Annotated in this window: 14 protein-coding genes; 9 read left to right on the top strand and 5 right to left on the bottom strand. The window is 49.2% G+C overall.

Annotated elements, in window-relative coordinates; genetic code table 11:
* Positions 1–75: 75 nt before the first annotated feature.
* From OL444_RS14630 to OL444_RS14645, 4 genes are read left to right on the top strand one after another with little or no spacing between them, the layout of a single operon-like run.
* The gene (locus OL444_RS14630) at positions 76–1,386 is read left to right on the top strand and encodes a TolC family protein (RefSeq protein WP_264732247.1); all 1,311 of its coding nucleotides are present in this window, start codon (positions 76–78) and stop codon (positions 1,384–1,386) included.
* Between the two features lie 36 nt (positions 1,387–1,422).
* On the top strand, positions 1,423–2,553 hold the full coding sequence (locus OL444_RS14635) for an efflux RND transporter periplasmic adaptor subunit (protein WP_264732244.1): 1,131 nt from the start codon (positions 1,423–1,425) through the stop codon (positions 2,551–2,553).
* Positions 2,554–2,574: 21 nt separating this feature from the next.
* Entirely contained in the window at positions 2,575–5,748 is a 3,174-nt protein-coding gene (locus OL444_RS14640; protein WP_264732241.1) for an efflux RND transporter permease subunit, read from the top strand.
* A 14-nt stretch (positions 5,749–5,762) separates the two neighbouring features.
* A complete protein-coding gene (locus OL444_RS14645) occupies positions 5,763–6,515 on the top strand; it encodes a class I SAM-dependent methyltransferase (protein WP_264732239.1) in 753 nt (250 codons plus the stop codon).
* 94 nt (positions 6,516–6,609) lie between these two features.
* Here OL444_RS14645 and OL444_RS14650 read toward each other — a convergent pair whose 3' ends face one another.
* Both OL444_RS14650 and OL444_RS14655 read right to left on the bottom strand, forming a co-directional pair.
* Positions 6,610–9,537, bottom strand: coding sequence for an FAD-binding and (Fe-S)-binding domain-containing protein (locus tag OL444_RS14650; protein WP_264732237.1), 2,928 nt, complete (start codon positions 9,535–9,537; stop codon positions 6,610–6,612).
* Between the two features lie 81 nt (positions 9,538–9,618).
* On the bottom strand, positions 9,619–10,512 hold the full coding sequence (locus OL444_RS14655; protein ID WP_264732235.1) for a DUF72 domain-containing protein: 894 nt from the start codon (positions 10,510–10,512) through the stop codon (positions 9,619–9,621).
* 184 nt (positions 10,513–10,696) lie between these two features.
* On the opposite strand from OL444_RS14655, the gene OL444_RS14660 reads away from it, so the two are divergent.
* From OL444_RS14660 to OL444_RS14670, 3 genes are all read left to right on the top strand, one after another.
* Positions 10,697–12,115 carry a glycogen synthase gene (locus tag OL444_RS14660; RefSeq protein ID WP_264732232.1) on the top strand — a complete coding sequence of 473 codons (1,419 nt, stop codon included), beginning with the start codon at positions 10,697–10,699 and terminating at the stop codon, positions 12,113–12,115.
* A 113-nt stretch (positions 12,116–12,228) separates the two neighbouring features.
* The gene (locus tag OL444_RS14665) at positions 12,229–13,500 is read left to right on the top strand and encodes a glucose-1-phosphate adenylyltransferase (protein WP_264732229.1); all 1,272 of its coding nucleotides are present in this window, start codon (positions 12,229–12,231) and stop codon (positions 13,498–13,500) included.
* A 13-nt stretch (positions 13,501–13,513) separates the two neighbouring features.
* Positions 13,514–14,983: a glycoside hydrolase family 130 protein gene (locus tag OL444_RS14670; protein ID WP_264732226.1), complete on the top strand. Its 1,470-nt coding sequence runs from the start codon at positions 13,514–13,516 to the stop codon at positions 14,981–14,983.
* A 79-nt stretch (positions 14,984–15,062) separates the two neighbouring features.
* Here OL444_RS14670 and OL444_RS14675 read toward each other — a convergent pair whose 3' ends face one another.
* Complete coding sequence (locus OL444_RS14675) at positions 15,063–16,067, bottom strand: glycosyltransferase family 4 protein (RefSeq protein WP_264732224.1); 1,005 nt, start codon at positions 16,065–16,067, stop codon at positions 15,063–15,065.
* A 218-nt stretch (positions 16,068–16,285) separates the two neighbouring features.
* Here OL444_RS14675 and bshC point away from each other — a divergent pair, with 218 nt between their 5' ends.
* Positions 16,286–17,872 carry a bacillithiol biosynthesis cysteine-adding enzyme BshC gene (bshC, locus tag OL444_RS14680; RefSeq protein WP_264732223.1) on the top strand — a complete coding sequence of 529 codons (1,587 nt, stop codon included), beginning with the start codon at positions 16,286–16,288 and terminating at the stop codon, positions 17,870–17,872.
* A 50-nt stretch (positions 17,873–17,922) separates the two neighbouring features.
* Here the strand turns inward: bshC and OL444_RS14685 are convergent, their stop codons facing one another.
* Positions 17,923–20,151 (bottom strand): FUSC family protein, encoded by a 2,229-nt coding sequence (locus OL444_RS14685; RefSeq protein ID WP_264732221.1) that lies wholly within the window; start codon positions 20,149–20,151, stop codon positions 17,923–17,925.
* A gap of 154 nt (positions 20,152–20,305) precedes the next feature.
* The gene (locus OL444_RS14690; RefSeq protein ID WP_264732219.1) at positions 20,306–22,711 is read right to left on the bottom strand and encodes an outer membrane beta-barrel family protein; all 2,406 of its coding nucleotides are present in this window, start codon (positions 22,709–22,711) and stop codon (positions 20,306–20,308) included.
* Between the two features lie 356 nt (positions 22,712–23,067).
* On the opposite strand from OL444_RS14690, the gene smc reads away from it, so the two are divergent.
* Positions 23,068–26,598: a chromosome segregation protein SMC gene (gene smc, locus OL444_RS14695; RefSeq protein WP_264732217.1), complete on the top strand. Its 3,531-nt coding sequence runs from the start codon at positions 23,068–23,070 to the stop codon at positions 26,596–26,598.
* Positions 26,599–26,630: the final 32 nt, after the last annotated feature.

The raw sequence follows: 26,630 nt of genomic DNA on the forward strand, positions 1-26,630 counted from the left end.
AATACTTATCAATCATCATATACTTTCAAAGTAATAAGTATGCGTTGTACCCGAAATCTGTTTACAATTGTTTTATTGTCTGGAATATCAAGCGTTTACGGGCAGGTAGACACAACGCTGCCCGGAACTTATGCCTTCAACCTGGAAGAATGTGTACAATACGGACTCGCCCACCAGCGCGATGTAGTGAATGCCCGGCTGGATATCAACTTTTCGAGGGAACAGGTAAAAGAAGCGACCGGCAAGCTGCTGCCACATGCCGACATCAACGCCAGTTTTACAGATAATATGAAGCTGGCCACTTCCCTGATCCCCGATATTGCCGGCGGTGACTTCAACCGTAAAATTCCTGTACAGTTTGGTACCCGCTTCGCTTCCGCAGTAACCGGACAGGTAAACCAGACGCTCTTTAACAGCGATTACTTCCTCGGACTGAAAGCAGCGCGCGTGTATGGCGGTCTGGCCGAAAAAACCTACAACCGCACCGCTATCGATACCAGGGTAGCCATTACCAAGGCTTACTACGCTGTATTGACCAATGAGGAAAATATCCGCCTGGCGAAATCCACCATGGAACAATTAAAGAAAACCCTTTCAGATACCCGGGCCAGGTATGACGTGGGCGTAGCAGAAAGAATTGATGTAGACAGGATCACCGTTTCCTACAATAATATCATCACCGACATTGCCACCCAGATCCGGGTACTCGTATATACGGTGCAGTTATTGAAATTCCAGATGGGCATGCCGCAGCAAAGTAAGCTGGAGCTGAAAGAATCAATCCAGGACCTCAATGTAACGGCACTTGCCATAACAGATACTACCTACCGGGTGCAGGACCGGGTGGAATACAATATACAACTCACCCAGATTGCCCTGAATGAATTGAGCCTGAAAAGTAAAAGGATGGGGTACCTCCCTTCCTTATCGGCGTACGTGAATTATGGCTTCAATTATTTCTCTACTAAGTTCGGCGACCTGTATAAAACCGGTTTTGGAGCATCCGCCCTCGGGGTAACCCTCGCATGGCCTATTTTCACCGGTACAGAAAGATTACATCAGATCCGGCAAAACCGGATCACCCTGGAAAAGTCACACAATGACCTAAGTTATCTGTCGGAACAAATCAGCCTGGAGGTAACCAATGCCAATACTGCCTATCAGAACTACCGCGCGCAGTACCTGACACAGAAAACCAATATGGAATTAACCCAGGGCATTTATGACCGCATTGTTATGAAGTTTGAACAGGGAGTAGCTACCAGCCTGGATGTTACGTCGGCAGAGAAAGACCTGAAAGACGCACAGGTGGAGTATGTGAAAGCGATGCTCAATACCCTGACCAGCAAAACAGACCTGGATAAGGCAATGGGCAGAATCAGATAACTAATCGCAATTCGTCATTCGCAATTAATTTTTCATATGCATCTAAGAAATTACAAGCGGACCTTTTATGCAGCAGGACTGGTATTATGTGTTGCCTGTGGAAACAGCAAAAAACAACAGCAGGCAGCAATGATGGCAGGCAAAATGAAAGCAACGGTAGTGGCAGCAGAAGTCGTTCCCACTTCCTATACAGTGGTGGAAAAATTTCCGGCTACCCTGATGGCCCAGGATATCGTGCAACTGCGGTCGGATGTTACCGGTTTCCTGGAAGGCATCCGGGTGAAAGATGGCAGCAGGGTAAGCAAAGGACAAATATTATATGAGATAGATAAGAGCCGTTACTCCGCGGCATACGGACAGGTAGCTGCTACCCAGCAACAGGCAGAAGCCGACCTGGCCCAGAAACAACGCGACTACGAACGGTATAAAACCCTGCTGGATCACGATGCGATTTCCAAACAAACCGTAGACCAGGCCTATACTGCCGTACTCACCTCCAAAGCTAATCTGGCAGCCGCCAAAGCTTCGGTAGCCAGAGCCGGTACGGATGTGAACCATGCACTCCTGCGCGCGCCGCTCTCCGGCAGAATAGGCATCGTGCAAATCAAAGTAGGAGATATCGTAAATGCCGGTCAGACACTGATCAATACCATCGTCAACGAACGGCCCATTTATGCTGATATTGATATCCCACAGGCACGGCTACCCGAATTTATCCGCATAGAAGGCGGTAAAACGGAGAACCGGTTTTATATACAGTTTGGCAACGGAGAACGCTATGCAGAAACCGGTAAAATACTGACCATTAATAATATTGTAGATCAGCAAACCGGTACCATCCGGGTAAGGCTGGTGTTTCAGAACCAGGATGAAACATTGAAATCGGGTATGAGCTGTGTGATTATCATGCAGTATGCCACACCTGCCACCCAGCTGGCTATTCCGGCAAAAGCCATTATCCAGAACCTCTCTGAAACCAGCGTTTATACGTTAACGAAAGACAATGTGGTAAAACCCGCAGATATTGTGCCCGGCGCAGTAACGGATACCATGCTGCTGATTACCAGCGGCCTCAAGGCAGGAGATAGGGTAGTAGTGGATGGCATTCAGAAGATTAAACCAGGAGATACGGTGAATGTGGCAGGAGCTGCCGCAGGCAAACAATAAATCCTTAATCGTTAGCACAGTATGATCTCAAAAACATTTATAGAGCGCAAGAATACCACGATCGTTATTGCCATCATCATTGTGATTGTAGGGCTCATCTGTATGTTTAACCTGCCCATTGCACAATTGCCTGATATTGCACCACCGGTAACAGACGTGAGGGCCAACTATGTGGGCGCCAACTCCACCACCGTGGAAGAAACCGTGACCACGCCCATCGAAAACCAGGTGAATGGTACCCCCGGCGCCATGTATATACAATCCGTAAGTGCCAATGACGGGTCCATGAGTATTACAGTCACCTTCAAACTGGGCACCAATCCGGATATTGCTACTCTGGATGTACAAAACCGGGTGAGCCTCGCGTTGCCCAGTACGCCCGATGAAGTTCGTCGTGTGGGCGTTACCGTTAAGAAGCGTTCCAATGATATGCTGATGGTAATTGCGCTGAATTCTCCCCAGGGAAAACATACCCGGGAATTTCTCGACAACTACCTGAACATCTACCTGAAACCGGAACTGGCACGTTTACCAGGCGTAGGGGATGTAACCGCTTTTTCACAGGATTACAGCATGCGTATCTGGCTGAATCCCGATAAAATGGCTGCCCTGGGATTAACGGCCGGAGACATTGCCCGGGCTATTTCAGAACAGAACCAACAGGTACCTGCCGGTAGCATCGGCGCACCGCCGATGTCCAATTCGCAGGCCTTTGAATATACCGTGAGTGTGAGAGGACGACTGGCTACCTCAGAAGAATTTGGCAACATTGTAGTGGCCAACAAACCCGGCTCCGGCCTGGTACGTTTGAGAGATGTAGCCCGTATTAATCTGGGATCTTTTACCTACGCCATTGAAGCCAAGGCAGATGGTAAAACAGGGAGTGGAATGGCCATTTACCTGGCGCCCGGCGCCAACGCACTGGATGTAAACGACCGCGTGATTGCCCGCCTGGCAGAACTATCCAAATCATTTCCGGAAGATGTCAACTGGCTGGTGCCTTTTGAAACCACCTCTTTTGTGAAAATTTCCATCAATGAAGTAATCCATACTTTCCTGGAAGCACTGGCACTGGTGGTAGTGGTGGTATTTATATTCCTGCAGAACTGGCGCGCTACCCTGATTCCCATCCTCGTTATTCCTATCTCCCTGATCGGTACTTTTATCTTCTTCCAGTTACTGGGATTCTCCATCAATACCCTGACCCTCTTCGGTTTTGTACTGGCCATCGGTATTGTGGTGGATGATGCGATTGTGGTAGTAGAGGCGGTGCAGCATCACATCGATGAAAACCTGATGTCGCCGCGCGACGCTACCTATAAAGCCATGTCGGAGGTACAGGCCCCGGTAATTGCCATCGCCCTGATTCTGGCTGCTGTATTTGTGCCTGTGGCATTTATCCCGGGTGTAAGTGGCCGCCTGTATCAGCAGTTTGCCTTAACCATTGCCTTTTCGGTGTTGCTGTCTGCATTCCTGGCACTAACGTTTACGCCTGCACTCACCGCCATCTTGTTAAAGCCGGCACATCTCACCCAAAAATCACATGGCCTCAATAAACTCTTTTTTAAATTCAACGAATGGTTTGCAAGGGTCACCAACCGGTATGGCAAAGGCGTCATGTTTTCCATCCGCCAGACGCCGATTGTATTGATAATACTGGGTATCCTCTTTGCCGCCGCCTTTTATTTATTTAAGAAAACACCTACTACTTTTGTGCCCCAGGAAGATATGGGCGCACTCTATATTGCCCTGGAATTACCGGAGGCTTCTTCTACGGAAAGAACGAAGGAGGTGGTGCGGCAGGTCAGCGATATTCTGCTGAAAGACAGCGCCGTGATACATTTCTTTGGCATCACGGGGATCAACTTTGTGGCCAATGCCACCAAACCTAACTCCGGAACCTTTTTTGTGAGCCTCAAACCCTGGGACGAACGATATGCCCACGGTGATGATATGAACAAAGTACTGGGACGTATTCAGGGCGCGGTGAGCCGTATCATCGGGGCCAATATTATCTGTATTCCATCGCCTACCTTGCGGGGGCTGGGTACTTCCGGCGGGTTCTCCTTTATCCTGGAGCAAAAAAGTAATCCCGATATCAAACAGTTTATGCAGGTAATGGGACAGTTCCTGATGGCCGCCAATCAGCGGCCGGAGATTGCCCGTGCCTACGCTTTCTTCAGCGCCAATACGCCGCAGTTTAATGTGGAGGTAGACAGGGATAAATGTAAACAGCTGGGTGTAGCCGTCAGCGATGTGTTTAATGCCCTGCAGACTTTCCTGGGCGGACTTTATGTCAACGACTTTACAAAGTTCAGTCGCAGCTTCCGGGTGGTATTGCAGGCCGATTCGTTGTACCGGACGAGTATCGATAACCTGAACACCTATTACGTCAGAAATGCCAATGGGGAAATGGTGCCGCTCAGTGCACTCATTACCTCGCAGAAATCTGCCGGCGCCCCGGTAATCAATCACTTCAACCTGTACCGCTCCGTGGAAATAGACGGCGACAGTAAAGCCGGTTACAGTAGTGGTGATGCCATCGAAGCCCTCAAGGAAGTGGCGGCGCAGACCTTACCGGATAACTTCGGGTATGAGTGGGCCAACGTATCCTTGCAGGAAATTGAAGCGGGTAATAAAAGTGTGCTGATCTTCGGACTGTCGATCCTGTTTGTATTTCTCCTGCTCACCGCCTTGTACGAAAGCTGGTCGGTGCCGTTCTCCGTATTGCTGGCGGTGCCTATTGCGTTGTTTGGTTCCATTGTGGCGTTGGTACTAACGAAACAGGCCAACAGTGTGTACTCTCAGATTGGATTGATTACACTCATCGGGCTGGCCGCCAAAAATGCGATTCTTATTGTGGAGTTCTGTAAAGAGCGGGTAGATAAAGGTATGCCTTTGCTGGAAGCTACACTGGAAGCAGTAAAACTGCGTTTCCGGCCAATTCTCATGACTTCATTCGCTTTCATTCTCGGGGTGGTGCCGCTGTGCCTGGCAAAAGGTGCGGGTGCGGCTTCCCGGGTAAATATAGGCTTCACCGTAGTAGGCGGGATGCTGGCAGCTACCGTACTGGCGATATTCAGTGTGCCGGTGTTGTATGTACTCATTACCCGGCTCGCCTATGGTAAAAAGAAACTGGCCGACCTGGAGGCACATGGCAGTGAACAGAAACGTCCGCAGGGTCTCGGAGAATAAGTTAACTTCATGGTATGAAAAACACGGAACGTTTCAGTAGCCGGGCTGATAATTATGTAAAGTACCGGCCCCATTATCCGGTTGCTATGATCGCCTATCTGGAAAAGACGACCGGTTTATCAAGAGCATCTATTGTGGCGGATATTGGTGCGGGCACCGGTATGGCTGCCCTGCCTTTCCTGGACAATGGCAATACCGTGTTCGCGGTAGAACCCAATGCAGCGATGCAGGAAGCGGGAACGGTAGCCATGCAGCGTTATCCGAACTATAAACAAATAACGGGAACGGCAGAACGTACTTCCCTGCCGGATGCGTCTATAGACCTGATTATCGCAGGTACCGCTTTTCACTGGTTCGATCAGCAGGCCACCAAAACAGAGTTCCGGCGGATTGCCCGAAAGGGTGCCTATACCGTGCTGATGTGGAATGTACGCCGGTCTGAACTGCCCTTCGAAAAAGCCTATGAGCAGTTGTTACATCAGTATGGCAATAACTATAAAGGTATGCAGCACAGAAACGTAGGTACGTTGGAGTTAGCCTCGTTTTTTGCGCCACATGAAATGTTGCAGCATACTATCCAGAATGTACAGACGTTTGATTTCGCCGGACTGAAAGGCCGGTTGTTATCTTCTTCCTATGTGCCGGAAGCTGGTGAACCGGCACATGCGCCGATGATGAAAGGTTTGCAGGAATTGTTTGAGCAATACCAGGCCAACGGTACGGTACAGTTTCATTATGAAACACAGTTGTATACCGGCCGTGTCTGAAAATTTTTTGCCCGTTTTTCCGGAGATGATTACAGGTATTTTCCTGTTGTCTGTTCCGAAAAAACGGGCAAAATATATGCGTGAGCTACCTGGTTTATGCCAGGCTGTTATATAAGATCTCAATCGGATGCAGGGCTTTTACGCCGGTACCATCCTTTACCTGATGCCGGCAGCTCGTACCGGGAGCTGCTATCAGGGTATCTGCCGGTGCATTGCGTACCGCCGGGAACAATACCATTTCACCGATTTGCATACTCAGGTCATAGTGTTCTTTTTCATACCCGAAAGAGCCGGCCATTCCGCAGCAGCCGGAAGGAATCACTTCTACGGTATAGTGTTGTGGCAGCGACAGCATTTTTTTACTGTGCAATGCAGAAGACAATGCCTTTTGCTGACAGTGGCCATGCAGTTTAATATGCTGCGGCTGACTGGTAAACTGGGCCGCGGTGATATGTCCTTTATCGGCTTCTTTGGCCAGGAATTCATCTATCAGGTATACGTGCCGGGCCAGGTCTTTGGCCTGCTGCCGTAACCCTTCTCTTACCAGGTCCGGATACTCGTCCCGGAAGCTCAGGATAGCAGAAGGTTCTACTCCCAGCAGAGGAATATTTTCGTTTATAACGGTACTGAATATACGAACATTCTGTTCGGCAATTTCACGTGCCTTACGCAACAGTCCCTTGGACATATACGCGCGGGCGCTTTCCGGGTGAGCGGTCATCTTTACATCATACCCCAGGCGGTGCAGCAGCTGTACCGCTTTAATGCCGATCTGGGTATCATTGTAATTGGTAAACTCATCACAGAAAAGATATACCGGCTGTTTTCCTTTAGGTCCCTTCATTTCTTTAGGCCATTTTTCGTAGAACCATTTCCGTAAGGTAATGGTATGCATACCAGGCAGGGAACGTTTGGGGGCAAAGCCCGACATTTTACGAATGAAACCACCGGTGACGCGGTTGTTGATCAGGCCATTGTATACACCTGGCAGGAAAGCCGCCAGGGCCGACAGTTTGGAGAAATTACCAATCAGCCGTGACCGCAGCGGTACGCCGTTGGCATCGTAATAATGTTGCAGGAACTCCATTTTCATCTTAGCCATGTCCACATTGGAAGGACATTCCGACTTACAACCCTTGCAGGCCAGACAAAGGTCCAGTACCTCATAGATTTCCTGGTGATCGAAGCGGTTTTCTTTGGTGGAATGGGTCAGAAACTCCCGCAGGATGTTGGCCCGGGCCCGGGTCGTATCTTTTTCATTACGGGTAGCCATGTAGCTGGGGCACATGGTACCGCCGCTCAGCTGTGTTTTGCGGCAGTCGCCGGAACCGTTGCATTGTTCCGCATGCTGCAACATGGTTTGCTCCGGGAAATGAAAAATAGTGTTGAGGGCCGGGGTTTTCTGTCCGGGTGTATACCGCAGCATACTGTTCATAGACGGGGTGTCTACGATTTTGTTGGGATTGAAAATATTTTCCGGGTCCCAGGTATATTTGATCTGCCGCAGCAGTTCATAGTTCTTTTCACCTACCATCTGGCGGATGAACTCTCCGCGTAACCTGCCATCGCCATGTTCACCGCTGAGGGAGCCATGGTATTTTTTTACCAGCGTGGCAATTTCTTCCGCGATTTTGCGGAACAACAGGTTGCCGGCTTCTGTTTTCAGGTTGATGATCGGACGCAGATGTATTTCACCACTGCCGGCATGTGCGTAATGCACCGCATACAGGTTATACTGTTTCAGGATATCGTTGAAATCGCGGATAAATGCCGGGAGGTCTTCTACCGCTACAGCAGTATCTTCAATCACGGGTACTGCCTTCTCATCACCGGGCAGGTTACTGAGCAATCCCAGTCCGGCTTTACGCAGGGCCCATATTTTTTTGGTGTCGTCGCCAAAGAGCAGGGGGAAGTGATACCCCAGCCCGGCTGCCCGCAGGGTAGTTTCCAGCCGGCCGGCTATTTCCCGGATCTCATCGCGGGTCTCGCGACAAAACTCTACCACCAGGATCGCGCCGGGATCGCCTTGTACGAAGAAACGGTTTTTGCTTTGTTCAATATTGTCTTTGGTACATTCCAGGATGTAATGATCGATCAGCTCACTGGCGCTGGGTTTCAGTTCCATGGCCAGGATATTGGCACGGAGCGAGTCGTCGATAGTAGGGAAGTGGATGCACAGCAGGCCTGTTTCCTTGGGAGGCAGCGGGTCTACATGCAGCTTTATTTCTGTAATAAAAGCCAGGGTACCTTCGGAGCCGGCAATCAGCTTACAGAAGTTGAATGCCTCCATACCGGCCGTGAAGGGCGCTGTTTCCAGGAGCAGGTCTACCGCATAGCCGGTGTTGCGGCGCGGAATACTTTTCTTGGGAAACTCTTTCCGGATCTCATGTTGGTAGCTGTGGTTGCCCAATGCGGTACGGATCTGTTTATAGATGCGTGTTTCCAGGGTATCGGGGCCTTCGCATTTCTGATGGAAGGCTTCCGTGTCGAGGGTGCCGAAGGTCACTTCTTCGCCGTTGCTCAACAGGGCTTTTACTTCCAGCAGGTGTTCGCGGGTGCTGCCATATACGACTGAGTTGGAGCCGCAGGAGTTGTTGCCCACCATACCACCTATCATGGCGCGGTTGGCGGTAGAGGTCTCCGGCCCAAAGTACAGGCCATGTGGTTTGAGGAATAGATTGAGTTCATCCCGGATGACGCCGGGCTGCACCCGTACCCAGTTTTCCTGTGTATTGAGTTCCAGTATATGAGTGAACGTACGCGATACGTCGGTAATGATACCATTGCCCACCACCTGACCCGCCAGCGATGTGCCGGCAGTACGGGGAATGAGCGACGTTTTATGGTCACACGCGAAGCGAATCAGTCTTTTCAGGTCACCCACATGTTGCGGGATCGCTACTGCCAGCGGCATTTCACGGTATGCCGACGCATCGGTGGCATAAAGTGTTCGCATGGTGTCATCTGTATAAAGCGTGCCTTCCAGTTCCTGGGCCAATTGCTCTAGCTTGTCGCGCATCATGTATTACCGGTTTTGAGAAGGCGAAATTAATATTTCAGACTGTTTTTTTTATGCCTTGTAATGGAATCGTCAAAAAAAGCGTCATGATTTTACAAATTGCGGCTTTTTTATCTGCAAACCACAAACCTTGTCCAGCCGGTCTGCCAGGTAAAGTGCGAGGTCCGGAGAAAGGGCTTCATCATGCATATGCATAAAAAAATAAACTTCTTTTAAGCCGTTATCCAGCCAGTAACGGATACGATTGGCCCAGTCGTCGATACGGGTATAGTCACTGGGATGTAAACTGTTGCCCACAAAACGGATAAATATTTTGGGAATGGTGAGGTGCATGTGGGCACAATCTCTTCTGCCGGCGGTGTCGGTAATGACGGCGCCTATCTTCAGCTGTTGCAGTGTTTCAAAGAATTCCTGGCGGATGGCTTCATCTGCAAACCATTGCGGATGCCGTACTTCTACAAAAAACTGGAGGTCTGCCGGCAGCGTGGCCAGGTATTCGTATAGGTTTGCCCGTTTGGCCGGTGAGTAGCGGTCGCTCAGCTGCAGGAAGATAGGCCCCAGGTGCGGACCGAATGCCAGTACGCCTTCCAGGAAGGCGGTGGTCAGGTCGCCGGCACTTATCAGATTGCTGTAATGACTGATCCGTTGTGGTACTTTAGGACAAAACCGGAAGGTCATACCGGCGGCACGGGCATCCCAGCCGGCAATGGTATCCGGACCATAAATCTGGTAATGGGTGGCGTTGAGTTCTATGCTGTTGAAATGATGTACGTATTCATCCAGGAAAGCCTTTTCTTTGGTGCCCGGAGGATATATCTTACCAATCCATTCCTTGCGCCCCCACTTGGCGCATCCCATAAAGGCGAGTGATTTTTTCAACCGTTTCTTTTTCAGTACCAGCCGGTTGAACAACGGTTCGGCAGGTAGTTTGAAATCAATTGTTTCCAGTTCAGCAGGAGTAACGCGGCCAAAGTCCATAAGAGCAGATTTTACATGACAATCCGGCGAAGCGGTAGGAAAGAATAAACTGATCACAAAGATAAGAAAACCAGCAGGGGAATAGGGCTGTTTAAAAAAGCAGCAAGCAGGAAATAAAAATGAATAATCCCTTTGATTTGTTATTTTTCCAAGGTAACTTAATAAAGATTATCAATTATTTAGCATGGAGATTTTACACGTCAGCGCGGAATGTTACCCGGTAGCCAAAGTCGGGGGATTAGGGGATGTAGTCGGTGCTTTGCCCAAATACCAACATGAGTTGGGCAGCATTGCAAAAGTAGTTTTGCCGGCTTACCGGACAAAGTTTTATGATACACATGAATTTGATGTGGTACACCAGGCCGGGATGTGGCTGGGCCACGACTGGTACCACTTCAACGTGTTGAAGGAACGGCACAATGCACTGGGTTTCGACCTGTACCTGGTAGACATCCCTGGTTTACTGGACACGCCGGGCGTATACGGTTACGCGAATGATACAGAACGTTTCCTGGCTTTTCAGATTGCCGTGCTGGACTGGATCAATGAATGGCAGCACCAACCGGATGTGATCCATTGCCACGATCATCATACCGGATTAATTCCTTTTTTATTAAGCTACGGTTATAAATATACCCGCCTCAAAGAAGTGGCGTCTGTGCTTACAATCCATAATGCCCAGTACCAGGGACAGTTTGGATGGGACAAGCTCTACCTGATTCCTGCTTTCGATTTGTGGAAGTCGGGGTTGCTGGATTGGGGCGGCGCTATCAATCCGCTGGCGGCAGGTATCAAATGTGCGTGGCGGGTGACCACGGTTTCACCCGGATACCTGGAAGAGTTGTTCTCCAATGCCAACGGACTGGAAAGTCTCATCAGCCACGAGCGGGCCAAAACCAGCGGCATCGTCAACGGTATTGATACAGCGGTATGGGATACAACTACGGATCCCATGATACCACAACATTATGACCGGGATACGGTGCTGGAAGGTAAGGCGGAAAACAAAAAGCAACTGTGTGAACGCTTTGGGCTGGATACGTCGTTGCCGCTGATATCCTTTATTGGCCGGCTGGTAAGTGACAAAGGGGCCGATCTGCTGCCGGAAATCATCAGTCGTTCCCTGCACGAACTGCCTGGCGAGGTGAACTTCCTCGTATTGGGTAGTGGGGAACCACATGTGGAATGGTCACTACAACAAACCCGTAATGTGGTAAGCTATGGATTTAACCTGCATATCGGATATAATGAAGCCCTGTCGCACCTGATATATGCAGGTAGCGATTTTTTACTGATGCCTTCTCGGGTAGAGCCCTGTGGGCTTAACCAGCTGTATGCCCTGCGGTATGGTACCGTACCGATGGTACGGAGTACCGGCGGATTAAAGGATACGGTGGTCGATTTTGGCGATAAAGAAGGGGTAGGTATCCGCTTTAATCAACCTGCGGTATGGGATGTGGGCGATGCCATAAAAAGAGCCGTGGCCTTGTATCATAATACTGCGCACCTGCAGGAAGTGCGGCTGCGGGGAATGCAAACAGACCATTCCTGGGGAACTTCTGCCCAACGCTACCTGGACGTATACACGGGGATGAAATATTGATGGCTGCCTGGCCTGCGGTTATGCCGCTGTATCCGGATCAGGAAAAAAATGGTAGGCAATATGCCGGACAATGAAAATATATGCACGATGAACTTTAAAAACCAATTCCCATTATGACAAATGATGTAATATCTGTGATACTTGGAGGGGGAGCAGGCACCCGCCTTTATCCACTCACCCGCCGCCGCTCCAAGCCCGCTGTTCCGCTGGCCGGTAAATACAGACTGGTGGACATACCTATCTCCAACTGTTTGAATGCAGCACTGAACCGCATTTTCGTACTTACCCAGTATAACTCTGCTTCCCTGAATAAACACATCAAAAACGCTTACCATTTCAGCAACTTTGATAAAGGATTCGTGGACATCCTGGCGGCAGAACAAACGCCGGATAATCCCACCTGGTACCAGGGTACTGCAGATGCAGTCAGACAATGCCTGCATCACATGGAGAATTTTGAATTTGAATACGTACTGATATTATCCGGAGATCAGCTCTATCAGATGGATTTCAGAGAGATGATCCGCCACCATATAGATACCGGCGCAGAAATATCCATTGCCACTATTCCGGTGAGTGCAAAAGAGGCCTCGGATTTTGGTATACTGAAAACCAATGAAGCCGGAGAAATTGTATCTTTTACGGAAAAGCCGTCGCAGGAAGTATTGCCCCCGTGGGCATCGGAGGTAAGCGACGAGATGAAAGCCGCAGGGCGTATTTACCTGGCCAGTATGGGTATTTATGTCTTCTCCAGAGAGGTATTGTTCCGCATGCTGCAGGATCAGCCGGAAGCCGCTGATTTCGGCAAACAACTGATCCCCGACGCCATTGAGGGGCAGCGGCGGGTATTCAGCTATCAATACGAAGGCTACTGGACCGATATTGGTAACATCCCTTCTTTTTTTGAAGCGAACATAGGTCTCACAGATGATATACCTTTGTTTAATCTTTTCAATGAATCCCAGACGATCTATTCAAGAGCCCGGATGTTACCGCCTGCAAAAATTTCCGGCCAGATGGAAAAAACAATGATTGCAGATGGCTGCATCATTATGGCCGACCGGCTGGAACGTTGTGTGGTGGGGATCCGTACCCGGGTTGGCAAAGGAACCGTGATCACCAACTGTTATATTATGGGAAGTGATTATTATCAGACCCTGGATGAAATAGAAAAAGCTAAAAGACTGGGACACCCGCCCATGGGGATCGGTGAAAACTGCAGTATCCATTATGCAATTATTGATAAGAACTGTAGTATCGGAAACGGCGTACATATTAGTGGAGGAAAACACCTGGCGGATGGCGACTTTGAAAAATACACCGTAAAAGACGGCATTGTTGTTGTCAAAAAGGGAGTGGTACTGGAAGACGGATTTAGTATCTAACAAAATATACACCATGCGTTTGCCTATTGAGCGGAAAAGTACAAAGATTTACCCCGATCTGAAACGGGTAGTAGCCCGGTTCTTTTTTAACGGAGAAGCCAGAGCAAAGTCGATCATACAGCTGGTTGCTGCGATGAGTGACACGGAAGTGGACATAACGATCATGCCTATACTAAGAGAGTTCTCCCGCCGTCACCGCAACATTACCCGCATCTTCGAACGGCATGCGGATCGGCTCCGGCACCTGTTTCCCGCGTTGCAGATCGAGTACGACGGACTTTCCCTCAAGCGGAAACTACTCACCGGGTCCTATTTTACCAATGAGTATTCGATTGAGTCGGCGGCATTTTTTAATCCGTCGCTGATTGAAGATGTGGACCAGAGCGGATTGGAAGAAGGCGAAAAAAGGGTGATCATGAGTTTCCGGGCAGTAGGGGAAGGGCACGTATCTTCCATTGCATTCCGCAGCGGGTTGATTGATAAAAACAATCAGATTACCCTCATACCTGCCGGCAATTACGTGGATGAAGCAGAAATTATCCGTAATTCCATCTACCAGAAAGATATCTTTTTCCAGAATGCAGTATCTATCAAACTGCCGGACTCCGTGATGAAGGAAGTGCAGAACAGTTTACCGGACCAGTTTGAGTACCTGGCGCTGAAGAAAGTGATCCGCGAAATGCAACAAAGGTATCAGGTAGATCATCTGCTGAAAAAAGCCCTGGAAAGAATCCTGTGGCTGGCAGACTCTTATTATGAACTGAATTTCTCACTGGATACCGATTTGTCGGACCGGGTTATTTTTCCTTATTCAGATGCGGAAAGCCGGGGTATTGAAGATGCCCGGTTTGTGAAGTTTGTGGGGGAAGATGGAGATGTTACCTATTATGCTACCTATACAGCCTACGATGGTATTACCATTCAGCCCAAATTGCTGCAAACGGAAGACTTCTACAACTTCAAAATCCTGCCCCTGTATGGAGAAGGTGCCCAGAACAAAAACCTGGCGCTCTTTCCCCGTAAGATAAAAGGTAAATACGTGATGATTTCCCGGATAGATGGTATCAACGGCTACATCATGTATTCTGATAAAATCAACATTTGGGAGAATCCCCGGATATTGCAAACCCCGAAATACGCATGGGAATTTGTACAGGTAGGAAACTGCGGCTCCCCGATTGAAACCGCAGAAGGCTGGCTGGTGATCACACATGGCGTGGGGCCAATGCGTACCTACTGCATTGGCGCTAGTTTGCTGGACCTCGATGATCCCGGCCGGGAAATAGGCCGCCTGCGGGAGCCTCTGCTCATGCCCAATAAAGATGAAAGAGAAGGATATGTACCCAATGTATTATACTCCTGTGGTTCTCTTATTCATAATGATGAACTGATCATCCCCTATGGTTTGTCGGACTACGCTTCCGGCTTTGCCACCGTAAATCTGGAAAAACTCCTCGCCCAGATAAAAGCAGATGGTATGTAAATAGTGGTTATGATAAAGCAGATTTTTTTCAGGAAGATATACACGGGTATATCTTCCTGAAAAAAATCCGGATAAGGCGTTACAGCTGTTGATATAAATACAGGTAGGCCTGCGTCATTTTCTCCTGGCTGAAATTGGCCATCGCATGTACATGACAGGCGTGCCGGCTGATCAGCGGTATATCCGCCACGCGGGCGGCGGCTTCCGCTACATCATGGGTCAGAAATCCGGTTTGCCCATCGAGGATCAGTTCAGGCATAGATCCCCTGTTAAAGGCGATCACCGGTGTGCCGCATAACATCGCTTCCGCTACACTCAGGCCAAATGGCTCTTCAAAACTAATAGGATGTAACAACGCACTGGCGCCACCCAGCAAGGTACTCCGTTGGTGGCCACCTACTGCGCCTATGAAGCGGATCTGCTCCTGATCAATATAAGGCTGTACTTTCTCCCGGTAATAGGCTTCATCCTGAATGATACCAGCCATAATCAGCTGGCGGCCGGTTTGCAAAGCAATCTGTATAGCCTCCCAGGCGCCTTTATGCGGATGTATGCGGCCATAAAATAACAGGTAATCATCCGGTGGCGTTGCCAGATAAGGAAAGTCGGCCGTGTGGATACCATTGTAAATGGTGGCCTTGTAATGGAGCGTGGGATGCCGGTTGGCGTGGCTGATGGCTACATAATGACAAACATCATTGTACCGTTGGTAAACAGGCAGTATCTTTTCGGAAGAAAACCCATGAATAGTGGTTACCATCGGGGTTTTCACAAGTCGCGACCAGGTGAGGGGCAGAAAGTCGAAATGATTATGGATGATATCAAAGTCGCGGGCTTGTTCCATCAGGTAACTGATATGCATACATTCGGTTACTTTGGCATCGGCATCCGGGTCGGTGGCATATCCTTTTTCACAGATAGCTGCCAGCTTACCGGCAGTGAGGGAATCGGCAGTGGCAAAAAGGGTGACGTCCTGTCCGGCAGCTACCAGCCCTTCGGTAAGATTGGAAGCCATCTGTTCCCAGGGGCCATAATGAACGGGCGGTGTGCGCCAGGCTACGGGAGCCAGTATCGCTATTTTCATGTAGTGATTGATTTTAAGTGGGGTGTGGTCATGTTGTATGCAAAGGGGAAGCCAGTTTACCATACATCCCAGCAAAACGTCAGATTATCAATAATCCGGCAACCAAACTATGCAATAACAAATAAACTTAACTAACTTCGTACATTTATAAGTTTCGATGTATTGGCACTACATCCGCTGTTGATAATAATTGGTAAATTTGTAATTCGCAACACTATATGCTGGAGTATATTCCTTACGGGAAAACTGGTTACTTTAACCAGCTGGTAACAGATTTTTTAGCAGAACATCCGCAGATACGACCATTTTATACTTACTCCCCTGTACATCCTGATTTTGACGCAGCGATCCGGGCCCGTCAGCAGTTCGATACGCCCCGTGCTGCCCTGGTAGCAGCCCTGGAGCAGCAATATGCGCCCCTGGAACCGGTACAACCTGTACAGGACAACATCCGGGCGTTACTGGAACCCACAACCTTCACAGTATGCACAGCACATCAGCCCAATATTTTTACCGGCTACCTGTATTTTGTATATAAGATCCTGCAAACGATCCGGCTTTGTACCACGCTGAAAGCGCAATATCCGCAATATAACTTTGTACCTGTCTATTATATGGGCAGTGAAGATAATGACCTGGAAGAACTGGGCAGTATTTACCTGGAAGGCAAAACGCTGACCTGGCAGGCCGGACAGGAGGGTGCGGTAGGCCGCATGCAAACGGCCGGACTGGAGCAGCTGATTAAACAAGTGAAAGACACATTGGGGTATGCACCCCATGCTGTGGAGTTGATTACGCTGCTGGAGCAGGCCTATCTGGGGCACAGTAATATTCAGGATGCCACGTTGTACCTGGTACATGCTTTATTCAGCCGTTATGGCCTGGTAGTAGTGGTGCCGGATAATGCCGCCCTGAAACGTTTATACATCCCCGTTATGAAGGATGAGTTGTTTCAGCAGGCGTCTCATCAACTGGTGAAGCATACCCTGGATAAATTATCCGTACACTATAAAGTACAGGCGAATCCGCGGGAAATCAACCTGTTTTATTTACAGGATGGCCTGCGCGAACGTATTGTACAGGAAGGGGATGAATGGAAAGTATTGCATACCAAACATAGCTTTACGGCGGCGGCTTTGGAAGCAGAGCTGGAAGCGCATCCGGAAAGATTCAGTCCCAATGTGATCCTGCGCGGGATGTTCCAGGAAACCATATTGCCCAACATTGCCTTTATCGGTGGTGGCGGTGAAATTGCTTACTGGATGGAGTTACAGGAGTTATTTGCCCATTATAAAGTGCCATACCCGATCTTGTTGCTGCGTAATTCTTTGTTGCTGGCAGATGACATCTCTGTACAGCGGATGCAGAAACTGGGTATTGCGTTACCTGAATTATTTAAGCCCACCGAAGATATCGTCAATGATTATGTAAAGCATCATACCAATACTTCATTAGTATTGAAAGATGAATATGCCGCTATTGAACAGCTCTTCGATGAGCTGGAAGCCAAAGCGCGTAATATTGATGTCACGCTGGTAGCTACGACCGGTTCTGAGCGGAAGAAAGCGTTGAAGTCTATCGGTAAGCTGGAACATAAGTTCCTGCGGGCAGAGAAGAAAAAATTTGCGTGGCAGACAGACCAGATCCGGCAGGTGAAAAGCCGGTTGTTTCCGGCGGGTTCACTCCAGGAGCGTAAGGAAAACTTCCTGCCCTGGTATGCCCAGGAAGGTCCGGCCTTCTTCGACCGTATCCTGGCTGCTATCAATCCGGTGACGGATCAATTGACCATACTCACCGGCGCATAGAAAATATCACCCAATAAAAAACGCCCCGCAAATCCTGCGGGGCGTTTTTTTTATGCTTTGCCAGCTGCCTTGCTCATGTCTTTCATAAGAGAGAAGATAGCCGTGAGCTGATCGTGTACCTGTTTTGTTTCCAGCATTTCGTCGCGGGTAGGCGTGGCGCCTTTGCCTTCATTGATTTCCTGTTGTCTTAAATGCACCAGGTTTTCGAGGTGGGCATCCAGGCGGTCGAAGGCGTGTACCGGTGGTGCCGGCTGGGCCTGTGCCGCAGTACCGGGATCTATCATCAGGATGAGCTGATCCATGTAGTGCAGCAGGTAGTCCGTGATTTCCCGGTATTCAGGCCGGGGAAACTGTACGCCGTGATGCATGCTGTAAGCCGCCAGGGCAGCCGTATGCGACGTAAGGGTATGATTCAGTACCACCAGGTGATATACCCGGGAGGCATCTTTTTGTTTGCTTTTAGGTTCCGACAACATCCGTTGAAATGCCGACATCATATTGGCGGTAGCCACATAGGTGTCTTTCCGGGCCAGTTTGAAATCGGTCACCGGTACGGTTTCATTGGAGTAGGCGCGCAGTACCAGCTCAAAATATTTCCGGTTGGCCACCATCATCTTTTTCATGTAATCGGGTACAAAGTTATGCTCCCAGGTGGGCCACAGTACCATGTTGGCCACAAAGGCCAGGCCGCCGCCGATAAAGGTATCCAGCACCCGCTGGGTAACATTGTACAGGTCTGACGGATGCAGGAAGTGTAGCAGAAAAATGATAAAAGGGGTAACGAAAAACACACTCACCGTATATTGGAAGCTCATAAAGCTGTAGGCCCCCAGGATACACAGCAGCATGCTGATAAAGATCACGGTATCGTTATGGGTCAGGTACAGCAGTGCTGCCGCAAAGAGGGCGCCGGTAACGGTACCGATTAAACGCTGTATGCTGCGGGAGCGGGTAAGACCAAAGCCTGGCTTGAGGATTACCACAATGGTCAGCAGTATCCAGTATACCCGGTCCAGGTGCAGCACGGCGCCCAGCGTATAGCCGGTAACGGTAGCCAGACTTACCCGGATGGCATGCCGGAAGATGTGTGATTTGAACGTCAGGTTATCCCGGAATGTTTCCAGGTCGTATTTCTGGCGGGTAGTAAATTTAGACAGCTCCAGCTTAGGATCGATGGAGGCGTCTTTCAGGCGTTCCAGGCGTGTCAGCCGGTGCAGGTTATAGATACGCTGCGCCATGTCCTGCAGGTTTTGCAGGATGTTGGTGAGCGGAATGGTGCGCGTTCTTTCTTTCAGGGTAGGCAGTACCAGGGTGATATCGGCGATGGCTTTCTTCACCTTTTCCATATCGTATTTCAGGTTGGAACGAGGGAGGGAACGTTGTCCGGAAGCCACGGCCAGCCCGATGGTTTTTAATTCTTCTGTAAACTCCAGAATAAGGGCGTGAAATTTCTCGAGGATCTCCTGTCCTTTAAAATCCTTTTGCAGGGCATTATAGTCCGTTTGTGAGGCCATGATTTGTTCCTGCAGATCTACCATATCCAGGAATATCAGCACCATACTTTTGTTGATGCTGGTAGTACCCTGTTGGGCGGAACGTCTTTTCAGCAGCAGTTCACGAACGTGTTCCTGTTTCTCGTTTACTATTACCTGCTGTGCCAGCACGGCTTTGAAGTTCTGGGCTACATCCACACCAGGGGTGTAGAAGTTGGCGCGTACTTCCAGGTAGCGGGCTGTTTGCAGGATGCAATCACCGAGTGCCTGCTGTACATTCAGATAAGGCCGGATCTGCCAGAGAATCAGTGCCAGCACCGCATACCAGAGGCTACCCAGCAGTACCATAGACGAATGCAGGAGGGTGAGGGCAGGCGTTAACTGCGTTTCCCCGAGCATGGATACCATCACCAGCAGGGCGCCGGTACCAATGTTGCCGCCCCGGTTGCCGTATACCAGCATCATGGCAAATACAAAACAACACAGCAGTATCCAGATACCCATAGGTACCACATAGGGCATCAGGAGGCCAGTGCCCAGCGCAGTAAAAAAGATAAGAATGGTGCTGATGATAAGTCCGTTTCGTTTATGGACAATGGTGCCGGGTACGTCGCTGAGCGCCGTACACAGGGCGCCCATGGACATGGCAATGCCCAGGTCGAGTTTTCCGAATGCGGCAAATACAAGGGAGGGAACCACCACGCTGATGGTTGTGCGCAATCCGTTGCTGAAATGATAACTGTAAAGGAAACTTTTAATGTCGTTGATTCGCTGTTCTGTACGCAAACGCTATATGGTTTTGGAGGCCCAAAGGTAGGAAAATAACTGCTTAGCCGCCAGCGTGCGCGCTGCAGTAAAACGTTAAAAACAATCTAAATCTGTGCAGCTCCGGAAAAAAAAGTGTTAGATAGGAGGTCTGCAAAAGCCCTGTGACAGCGGGTTACCGGTCGGAGTTGCTGACGCCTTTTTTGCGGGAAACTGCTTCCTGTAATTTTCCAAAGCGCCAGCTGAAGCCGAAGCTATAAGCATTGGCAGGCGTGTAGGTAGTAATGGACCGGTAGAAATTTGGGTCGCGCGTTTCATCACTGTAAACGCCGTTGTTGCGGAAAGGCTGATCGGCAGTAAAAGTAACCGAAGCTTTCTTATGCAGGAATTCTTTCCGGATGGTGAAGCCATAGCCATAGGCGGCAGCAGTACTGCCCTGTAGCGACGGAGAGCCGGAGCTGCAGTAAAAGTAGGCATCTGCCCGGAAATCTCTACCCAGATCATAGTCGGTATTCATATATCCATTGACGTTGAAACCACTGTTTTTCAGGTTGGCAGTACCGCCGGTTTCCATCCTGCTGTAGTTCAGGCGGCCGTTGAAGCCGATGTTCCACTTGCTGGTTAAGGGCACGCGCGCACTAACGCTGATGCCGCCGTTAATGGTTTTGCCGATGTTGTCGAAAGTAGTGTAGGTCACGCCTTTGAGGGTGTCCAGCGTGGTAATGTTCTGGATGTTATTGTTGCTGAAAGAGTAGTCGGCGCCGATGTTGAGACTGGTAGTTTTCAGCATGCAGTTATAGTACAGGCCAAAACTGTTGGTGAATGCCGGTTTCAGATTGGGGTTGCCGTAGCTGATATTGTTGGGATCATTGTCGTTGACGTAAGGGTTCAGGTTGTAGATCCAGGGCCGCTGCAGCCGGCGGCTATACGAAAATACGATCGCATTCAGGGATTTGAACTGCCGGTTGATACTGATGGTTGGAATCAGGTTCAGGTATTGCGAAGCCAGATCTGTATTGTTGGAAATAAATTCGCCTTTCATGAAGGTTTTTTCCAGCCTGGCGCCCATGGTCGTACTCATTTTTTTACCGATTTTAAAACGGTAGGTGGCGTAGAGCGCCAGTATGTTTTGATCATACTGAAAGATATTGGCGCGGGCCGGATTGACGATGTATTCTCCGTCCTTGTTGCGGATCAGTTGTTCGTAATTGCTGGATACATGTCGGAAAACGGCTTTGGCGCCCATTTCCAGTTTCTGTCCTTTCCGCAGCGGGAGACTGTAGTCCGTTTGCAGGTTGATTTCCCTGTTTTTTTCGATGTTGTTGTTGCGGTAGAAACTATCGGTGCCGGGTTGATTCCGTTGCTGGTTGTCGGTGTAGCTATTGGAGAGAGAGCTGTTCATGTTGGCAACGAACGAGAATTCGTGATCCGGCTTTTTGAATTTATGTTGATAGTCGAGTCCCAGATCGAGGCCGGAGCTGTTGCTTTTATTTTCACTGGTATAGTAGCCGCTTTGGGTGAGGTGCCGGAGACTGTCGTAATGGAAGATGTCCTGTGGGGAGAAGTTGCCGCTGTTACCTTTGTTGAGGCCGCCATATACCGTCAGGAAGTTGGTGCTGTCGATGTCGTAGTTCAGTTCCAGGTTGCCGGTACCGCTAAGTCCGTGTACCTGGTTGCTGGATGACTGCTGCAGGGTATTTTTGTTGCCGGGTACATAGCTTTCCCGCATGGATTCGCTGGTGCTGCGGTTTTTATACCCGTTGACATTGGCGAAGGCGGTGAGCCCGAATTTGCCTTGTTTGGCGCTGATGGTACCGCCGCCGGAACCGGAGCCGCGGGTATCATAGTTCGTATAGATACTACCGTTATAACCGATAATATTTTTTTTGGTGATGATGTTGATAATACCGCCGATGCCCTCCGCATCGTATTTGGCAGAAGGTTCGGTGAGGATTTCGATACGTTTGATGATGCTGGCGGGGAAGCCGCGGAGGGCATCTTTAGGGTTTTTGGTGACAATGGAGGTGGCCCGGCCGTTCATCAGCACTTTATAGTTGGTTTGCCCCCTCAGTTTGATGGTACCGTCGGCTTCTACGGTGATCATGGGTATTTTGCGCATGATGTCGGAGGCGGCGGCTACATCTTTATCGATGTCATTTTCTACGTTGTATACGAGGCGGTCGTCTTTGATCTCTACCAGGGGGCGTTTGCCCTTCACGGTCACACCGGATAGCTGTTGGGCGGTGGGCGACAGGAAGCGGGTGCCCACGCGGTGGGTCAGGTGAAGGGAGTCCAGGTGAAAGGTATCTACTACGCGGGGGGCATATCCCAACATGCTGATGCCTACCTGGTAGGCGCCATAGGCTACCCCGGAGAACATGAAGTTCCCGTTGTTGTCCGCCTGCACATGGGCAATGTTCTTCTGATTGTGCGCCTGTATGAGTACAACAGTCGCATATTCTACCGGTTTACGCGTATTGCTGTCGGCCACCTGCCCGGTAACAACGGTGGGGAGTTGTTGTGCGTGCAGGACCAGTACACAACAGCATAAAAGCAGCAGGGGTATGCTTTTTAGCATCATGGATGATCGGGTTATGAATGAGGGTTCAGTCTTCGCAAACCTGTCTTTTAATTGGCATAACATATTCCGGCTGAACGATATAGATACAATCCGGCTTGCTTACACAATCTAATTCATTTTACTGCAGGGGGAGGGCGGTTGGGATGGAGGAATTTCCAACAGTAAATTTAATTGGAATTGTTCTTTTTACTATATTTATAATCAGGCTTTTAGATTTTTTGTGAATGTTCCCGGGAGAGAAAACGGCCCGCAATTGTGCATAAATAAATAGGGTATATTATAGCTTCTCACTTAAATTACTTTTAGATACGGGTAAAATTATATCTTTGACGCCTTAAAAAACCTCGGAGTAAGACGTGCGCTTAAAAACACTAGAAATTAAAGGCTTTAAAAGTTTTGCAGATAAAACCGTTTTGCAGTTTGATGAGGGGATCACAGGAGTGATTGGACCAAACGGCTGCGGAAAAAGCAATATCATCGACTCTATCCGCTGGGTAATCGGTGAACATAAAATCAGCAATCTGCGTTCTGAGAATCAGGCCGGCCTGGTGTTTAACGGTTCTAAAACCCGCTCTGCCAGTGGTATGGCGGAAGTGAGCCTCACTTTCGAGAACACTAAGAACGTACTCCCTACAGAATTTACTACGGTAACGATTACACGTAAATTTTACAAAAACGGCGACAGTGAATACCGGCTCAACGATGTAGCCTGCCGTCTGAAAGACATCCACAACCTGTTCATGGATACCGGTGTGAGCACAGACTCCTACGCGATCATCGAACTGGGGATGGTGGATGATATCATCAAAGATAAAGAAAACAGCCGCCGCCGTATGCTCGAACAAGCGGCGGGCATCTCTATTTATAAAACCCGGAAAAAAGAGGCAAAAGCAAAGCTGGACGCCACCGAAGGAGACCTGAACCGTATTGAAGACCTGCTGTTTGAAATCAACAACAACCTCAAAACGCTGGAAAGCCAGGCCCGTAAAGCGGAACGCTTTTACGAAGTGAAGAAGGAATACCGGGAAATCAGTATCGAACTGGCCAAAGCTGCCCTGGAAGGGTTTAACGTGACTTTCAAAGACCTGTCGGACAAACAACAGGAGGAAAGTGACCGCAAACTGGCCCTGGAAACAGAAATTCTGACGGCGGAAGCAGCCGTGGAAGAAGATAAGCTGCATTTTGTGGCCAAAGAGAAGGAACTGCAGGTACTGCAGAAATCTTTCAACGAGCTGGTAGCCACCATCCGTACCAAAGAAAATGATAAGAACCTCGCCAACCAGCAACTGACCTATCTGCGGGAGCGGGAAAAAAGCATCAGCGATTTCCTGGCCGGAGCAGAAGGACAACTGGAAGGATTGACCGGCTCTATTGCATTCACCGAAAAACAAGTGGAAGAAGAAGCCGAAATCTTCGAATCCATGGCAGATGAGGTAGAATCGCTCCGCGACCTCGTGGAAGAAAAGAAAGAACGTTTCCAGCAACGCAAACAATCCCTCGAAACACTCCGCAACGACCAGCAACGCTGGCAGCGGCAGCAGTTCGAAGCGGAAAAGAAAGTAGCCGTTGCGGATACTTCCGTACAGAACCTGCAACGCAGTATGCAGCAACTGCAGGAAGAAAAAGCCAACCGCCAGCAACAAATCACCCAGCTGGACGGCGAAAAGGAAACCCTGCAACATACCCTGGAAGGCAATAAAGCCGAACTGGAGGAAATGGTGCGTTTCCAGGAAGAAACCAAAGGTAAAATCCTCGCTACCCAATCCGATATCGAAGGCCTGCGCGATCAGCTGGTAGATGAAAACCGTAAACTCGATTCCAAAAAGAACGAATACGACCTGCTGAAATCACTGGTAGACAGCCTGGAAGGCTATCCGGAAAGTATCAAGTTCCTGAAAAAGAATCCGGATTGGAATAATAATGCACCCATCCTGAGCGATATTTTCTTCTGTAAGGAAGAATACCGCACCTGCGTGGAAAATCTGCTGGAACCTTACCTGAACTATTACGTCGTAAATAATGTGGCAGAAGCCATACAGGCCATTCAGCTGCTGGACAACAATAAAAAAGGAAAAGCCAATTTCTTCATCCTGGACCAGTTCCGGCAACAGAACAGTCCTTTACTGGCGCCTCCGGGTGCTATCCCTGCGCTGGATGTGGTGGAAATTGAAGAAACCTATAAAGGCCTGGGTAATTTCCTGCTGGGAAAGGTATTTATTGCAGAAGACCTCACCCGGCTGGAATTCAGCCAGCTGGCCGATGAAGGCATGCTGCTGGTAGAGAAATCAGGCCGTATGCACCGCGGTAAATACAATATTACCGGTGGTTCTGTAGGATTATTTGAAGGTAAAAAACTGGGCCGCGCCAAGAACCTGGAGAAACTGGAAGTGGAAATCAAGGATCTGGAAACCATCGTAGGCCGCCTGCGGGTACAGATCCAGGAAAAACACGACCAGGTATTGGGGTATAATGGTCAGCTCAACGAAAATAATATCAATGCTGCCCGGGAGAAAATCAACCAGCTGAATAATCAGCTCTTTGGTCTCCAGAACAGGATTGAAAACTTCCACCACCTCATTGAGGCTGGTGATAAACGCCTGGCGGAAATGCAACAATCCCTGGAAAGTAACCAGGAAAGCATCTCCGGCGTAAAAGACGAACTGGAAAGCCTGAATGACCGGGTAGGGGAACTGCAGGACAGTATTGCAGAAGCCGACCGGATGGCACAGGAAGCGGAGCAGCAGTTTAATATGGCTACCGTACAGTTCAACAACCAGAACCTGCAGCACACCCGGCAGCAAAGTAAGGTGCAGGCGCTCCGGCAGGAACTGGAATTTAAACGCAAACAACTGGCCGATCTCCACGTGCAGATCACCAGCAACAAAACACAGCTGCAAGATGCTGTGGCGAATATTTCCGCTGCTGCAGAAAAATTAAGCCATGCCGACGACGGCCTGGTAGAATTATTCCGGCAGCGCGAAGAGGAAGAAAAAGCCCTCAACGAAAAAGACCAGGAATACTACAACTTCCGTAACCACCTGCAGGAGCTGGAAAGTACGCTGCGTACAAAACAACGTACCAAAGAACAGCTGGAGCAACAGCTGAATGTGATCAAGGATAAGGTGAATGAACTGAAATTGCAGCTGGCTTCCATGAAGGAAAGGCTGAGTGTGGAGTTCAAGGTAAACCTGGATGAAATCATCGACGAACAGCGTAGTTCTGAATTGTCGGTAGATGAGTTGCAGGGAAGTGCGGAAAGATTGAAGAAACGTATGGAGAACATGGGAGAAATCAATCCTACTGCGATTGAGGCCTACCAGGAAATGAAAAAACGCTATGAATTTATCCTGGAACAGAAAACGGACCTGGTAAATGCCAAAGATTCCCTGCTGGCTACCATTCAGGAGGTAGAATCCACGGCCAACCAGAAGTTCCTCGACACGTTCAACCAGGTAAAGGAAAACTTTATCCGCGTATTTAAAGCTTTGTTTACGGAAGAAGATCAGTGTGATATGATCCTGAGCGATCCGGAAAACCTGGCGGATACCGGTATTGAGATCATCGCTAAACCAAAAGGTAAACGCCCGGCAGCCATAACCCAGTTATCGGGGGGGGAAAAAACACTCACGGCTACCGCTTTATTGTTTGCTATCTACCTCATTAAACCAGCGCCTTTCTGTATCCTGGATGAAGTGGATGCACCGCTGGATGATGCGAACGTAGGTAAGTTTACGAATATGATCAGGAAATTTTCCGATAATTCACAGTTTATTATCGTAACACACAACAAACAAACAATGGCTGCTGTAGATGTAATCTATGGTGTAACCATGCAGGAACCAGGCGTCAGCAAGTTGGTACCGGTGGATTTCAGGAGTTTGAACTGATAAACGTTTTTTTTTGTTGTAAGGATAGTCCT

Origin of the sequence: Chitinophaga nivalis, from assembly GCF_025989125.1 — a bacterium.
Classification (GTDB): domain Bacteria; phylum Bacteroidota; class Bacteroidia; order Chitinophagales; family Chitinophagaceae; genus Chitinophaga; species Chitinophaga nivalis.

Coding starts and splice junctions, on each gene's coding strand:
- OL444_RS14635 (WP_264732244.1), top strand. CDS start 1,423: ATGCATCTAAGAAATTACAAGCGGACCTTTTATGCAGCAGGACTGGTA.
- OL444_RS14640 (WP_264732241.1), top strand. CDS start 2,575: ATGATCTCAAAAACATTTATAGAGCGCAAGAATACCACGATCGTTATT.
- OL444_RS14645 (WP_264732239.1), top strand. CDS start 5,763: ATGAAAAACACGGAACGTTTCAGTAGCCGGGCTGATAATTATGTAAAG.
- OL444_RS14650 (WP_264732237.1), bottom strand. CDS start 9,537: ATGATGCGCGACAAGCTAGAGCAATTGGCCCAGGAACTGGAAGGCACG.
- OL444_RS14655 (WP_264732235.1), bottom strand. CDS start 10,512: ATGGACTTTGGCCGCGTTACTCCTGCTGAACTGGAAACAATTGATTTC.
- OL444_RS14660 (WP_264732232.1), top strand. CDS start 10,697: ATGGAGATTTTACACGTCAGCGCGGAATGTTACCCGGTAGCCAAAGTC.
- OL444_RS14665 (WP_264732229.1), top strand. CDS start 12,229: ATGACAAATGATGTAATATCTGTGATACTTGGAGGGGGAGCAGGCACC.
- OL444_RS14670 (WP_264732226.1), top strand. CDS start 13,514: ATGCGTTTGCCTATTGAGCGGAAAAGTACAAAGATTTACCCCGATCTG.
- OL444_RS14675 (WP_264732224.1), bottom strand. CDS start 16,067: ATGAAAATAGCGATACTGGCTCCCGTAGCCTGGCGCACACCGCCCGTT.
- bshC (WP_264732223.1), top strand. CDS start 16,286: ATGCTGGAGTATATTCCTTACGGGAAAACTGGTTACTTTAACCAGCTG.
- OL444_RS14690 (WP_264732219.1), bottom strand. CDS start 22,711: ATGATGCTAAAAAGCATACCCCTGCTGCTTTTATGCTGTTGTGTACTG.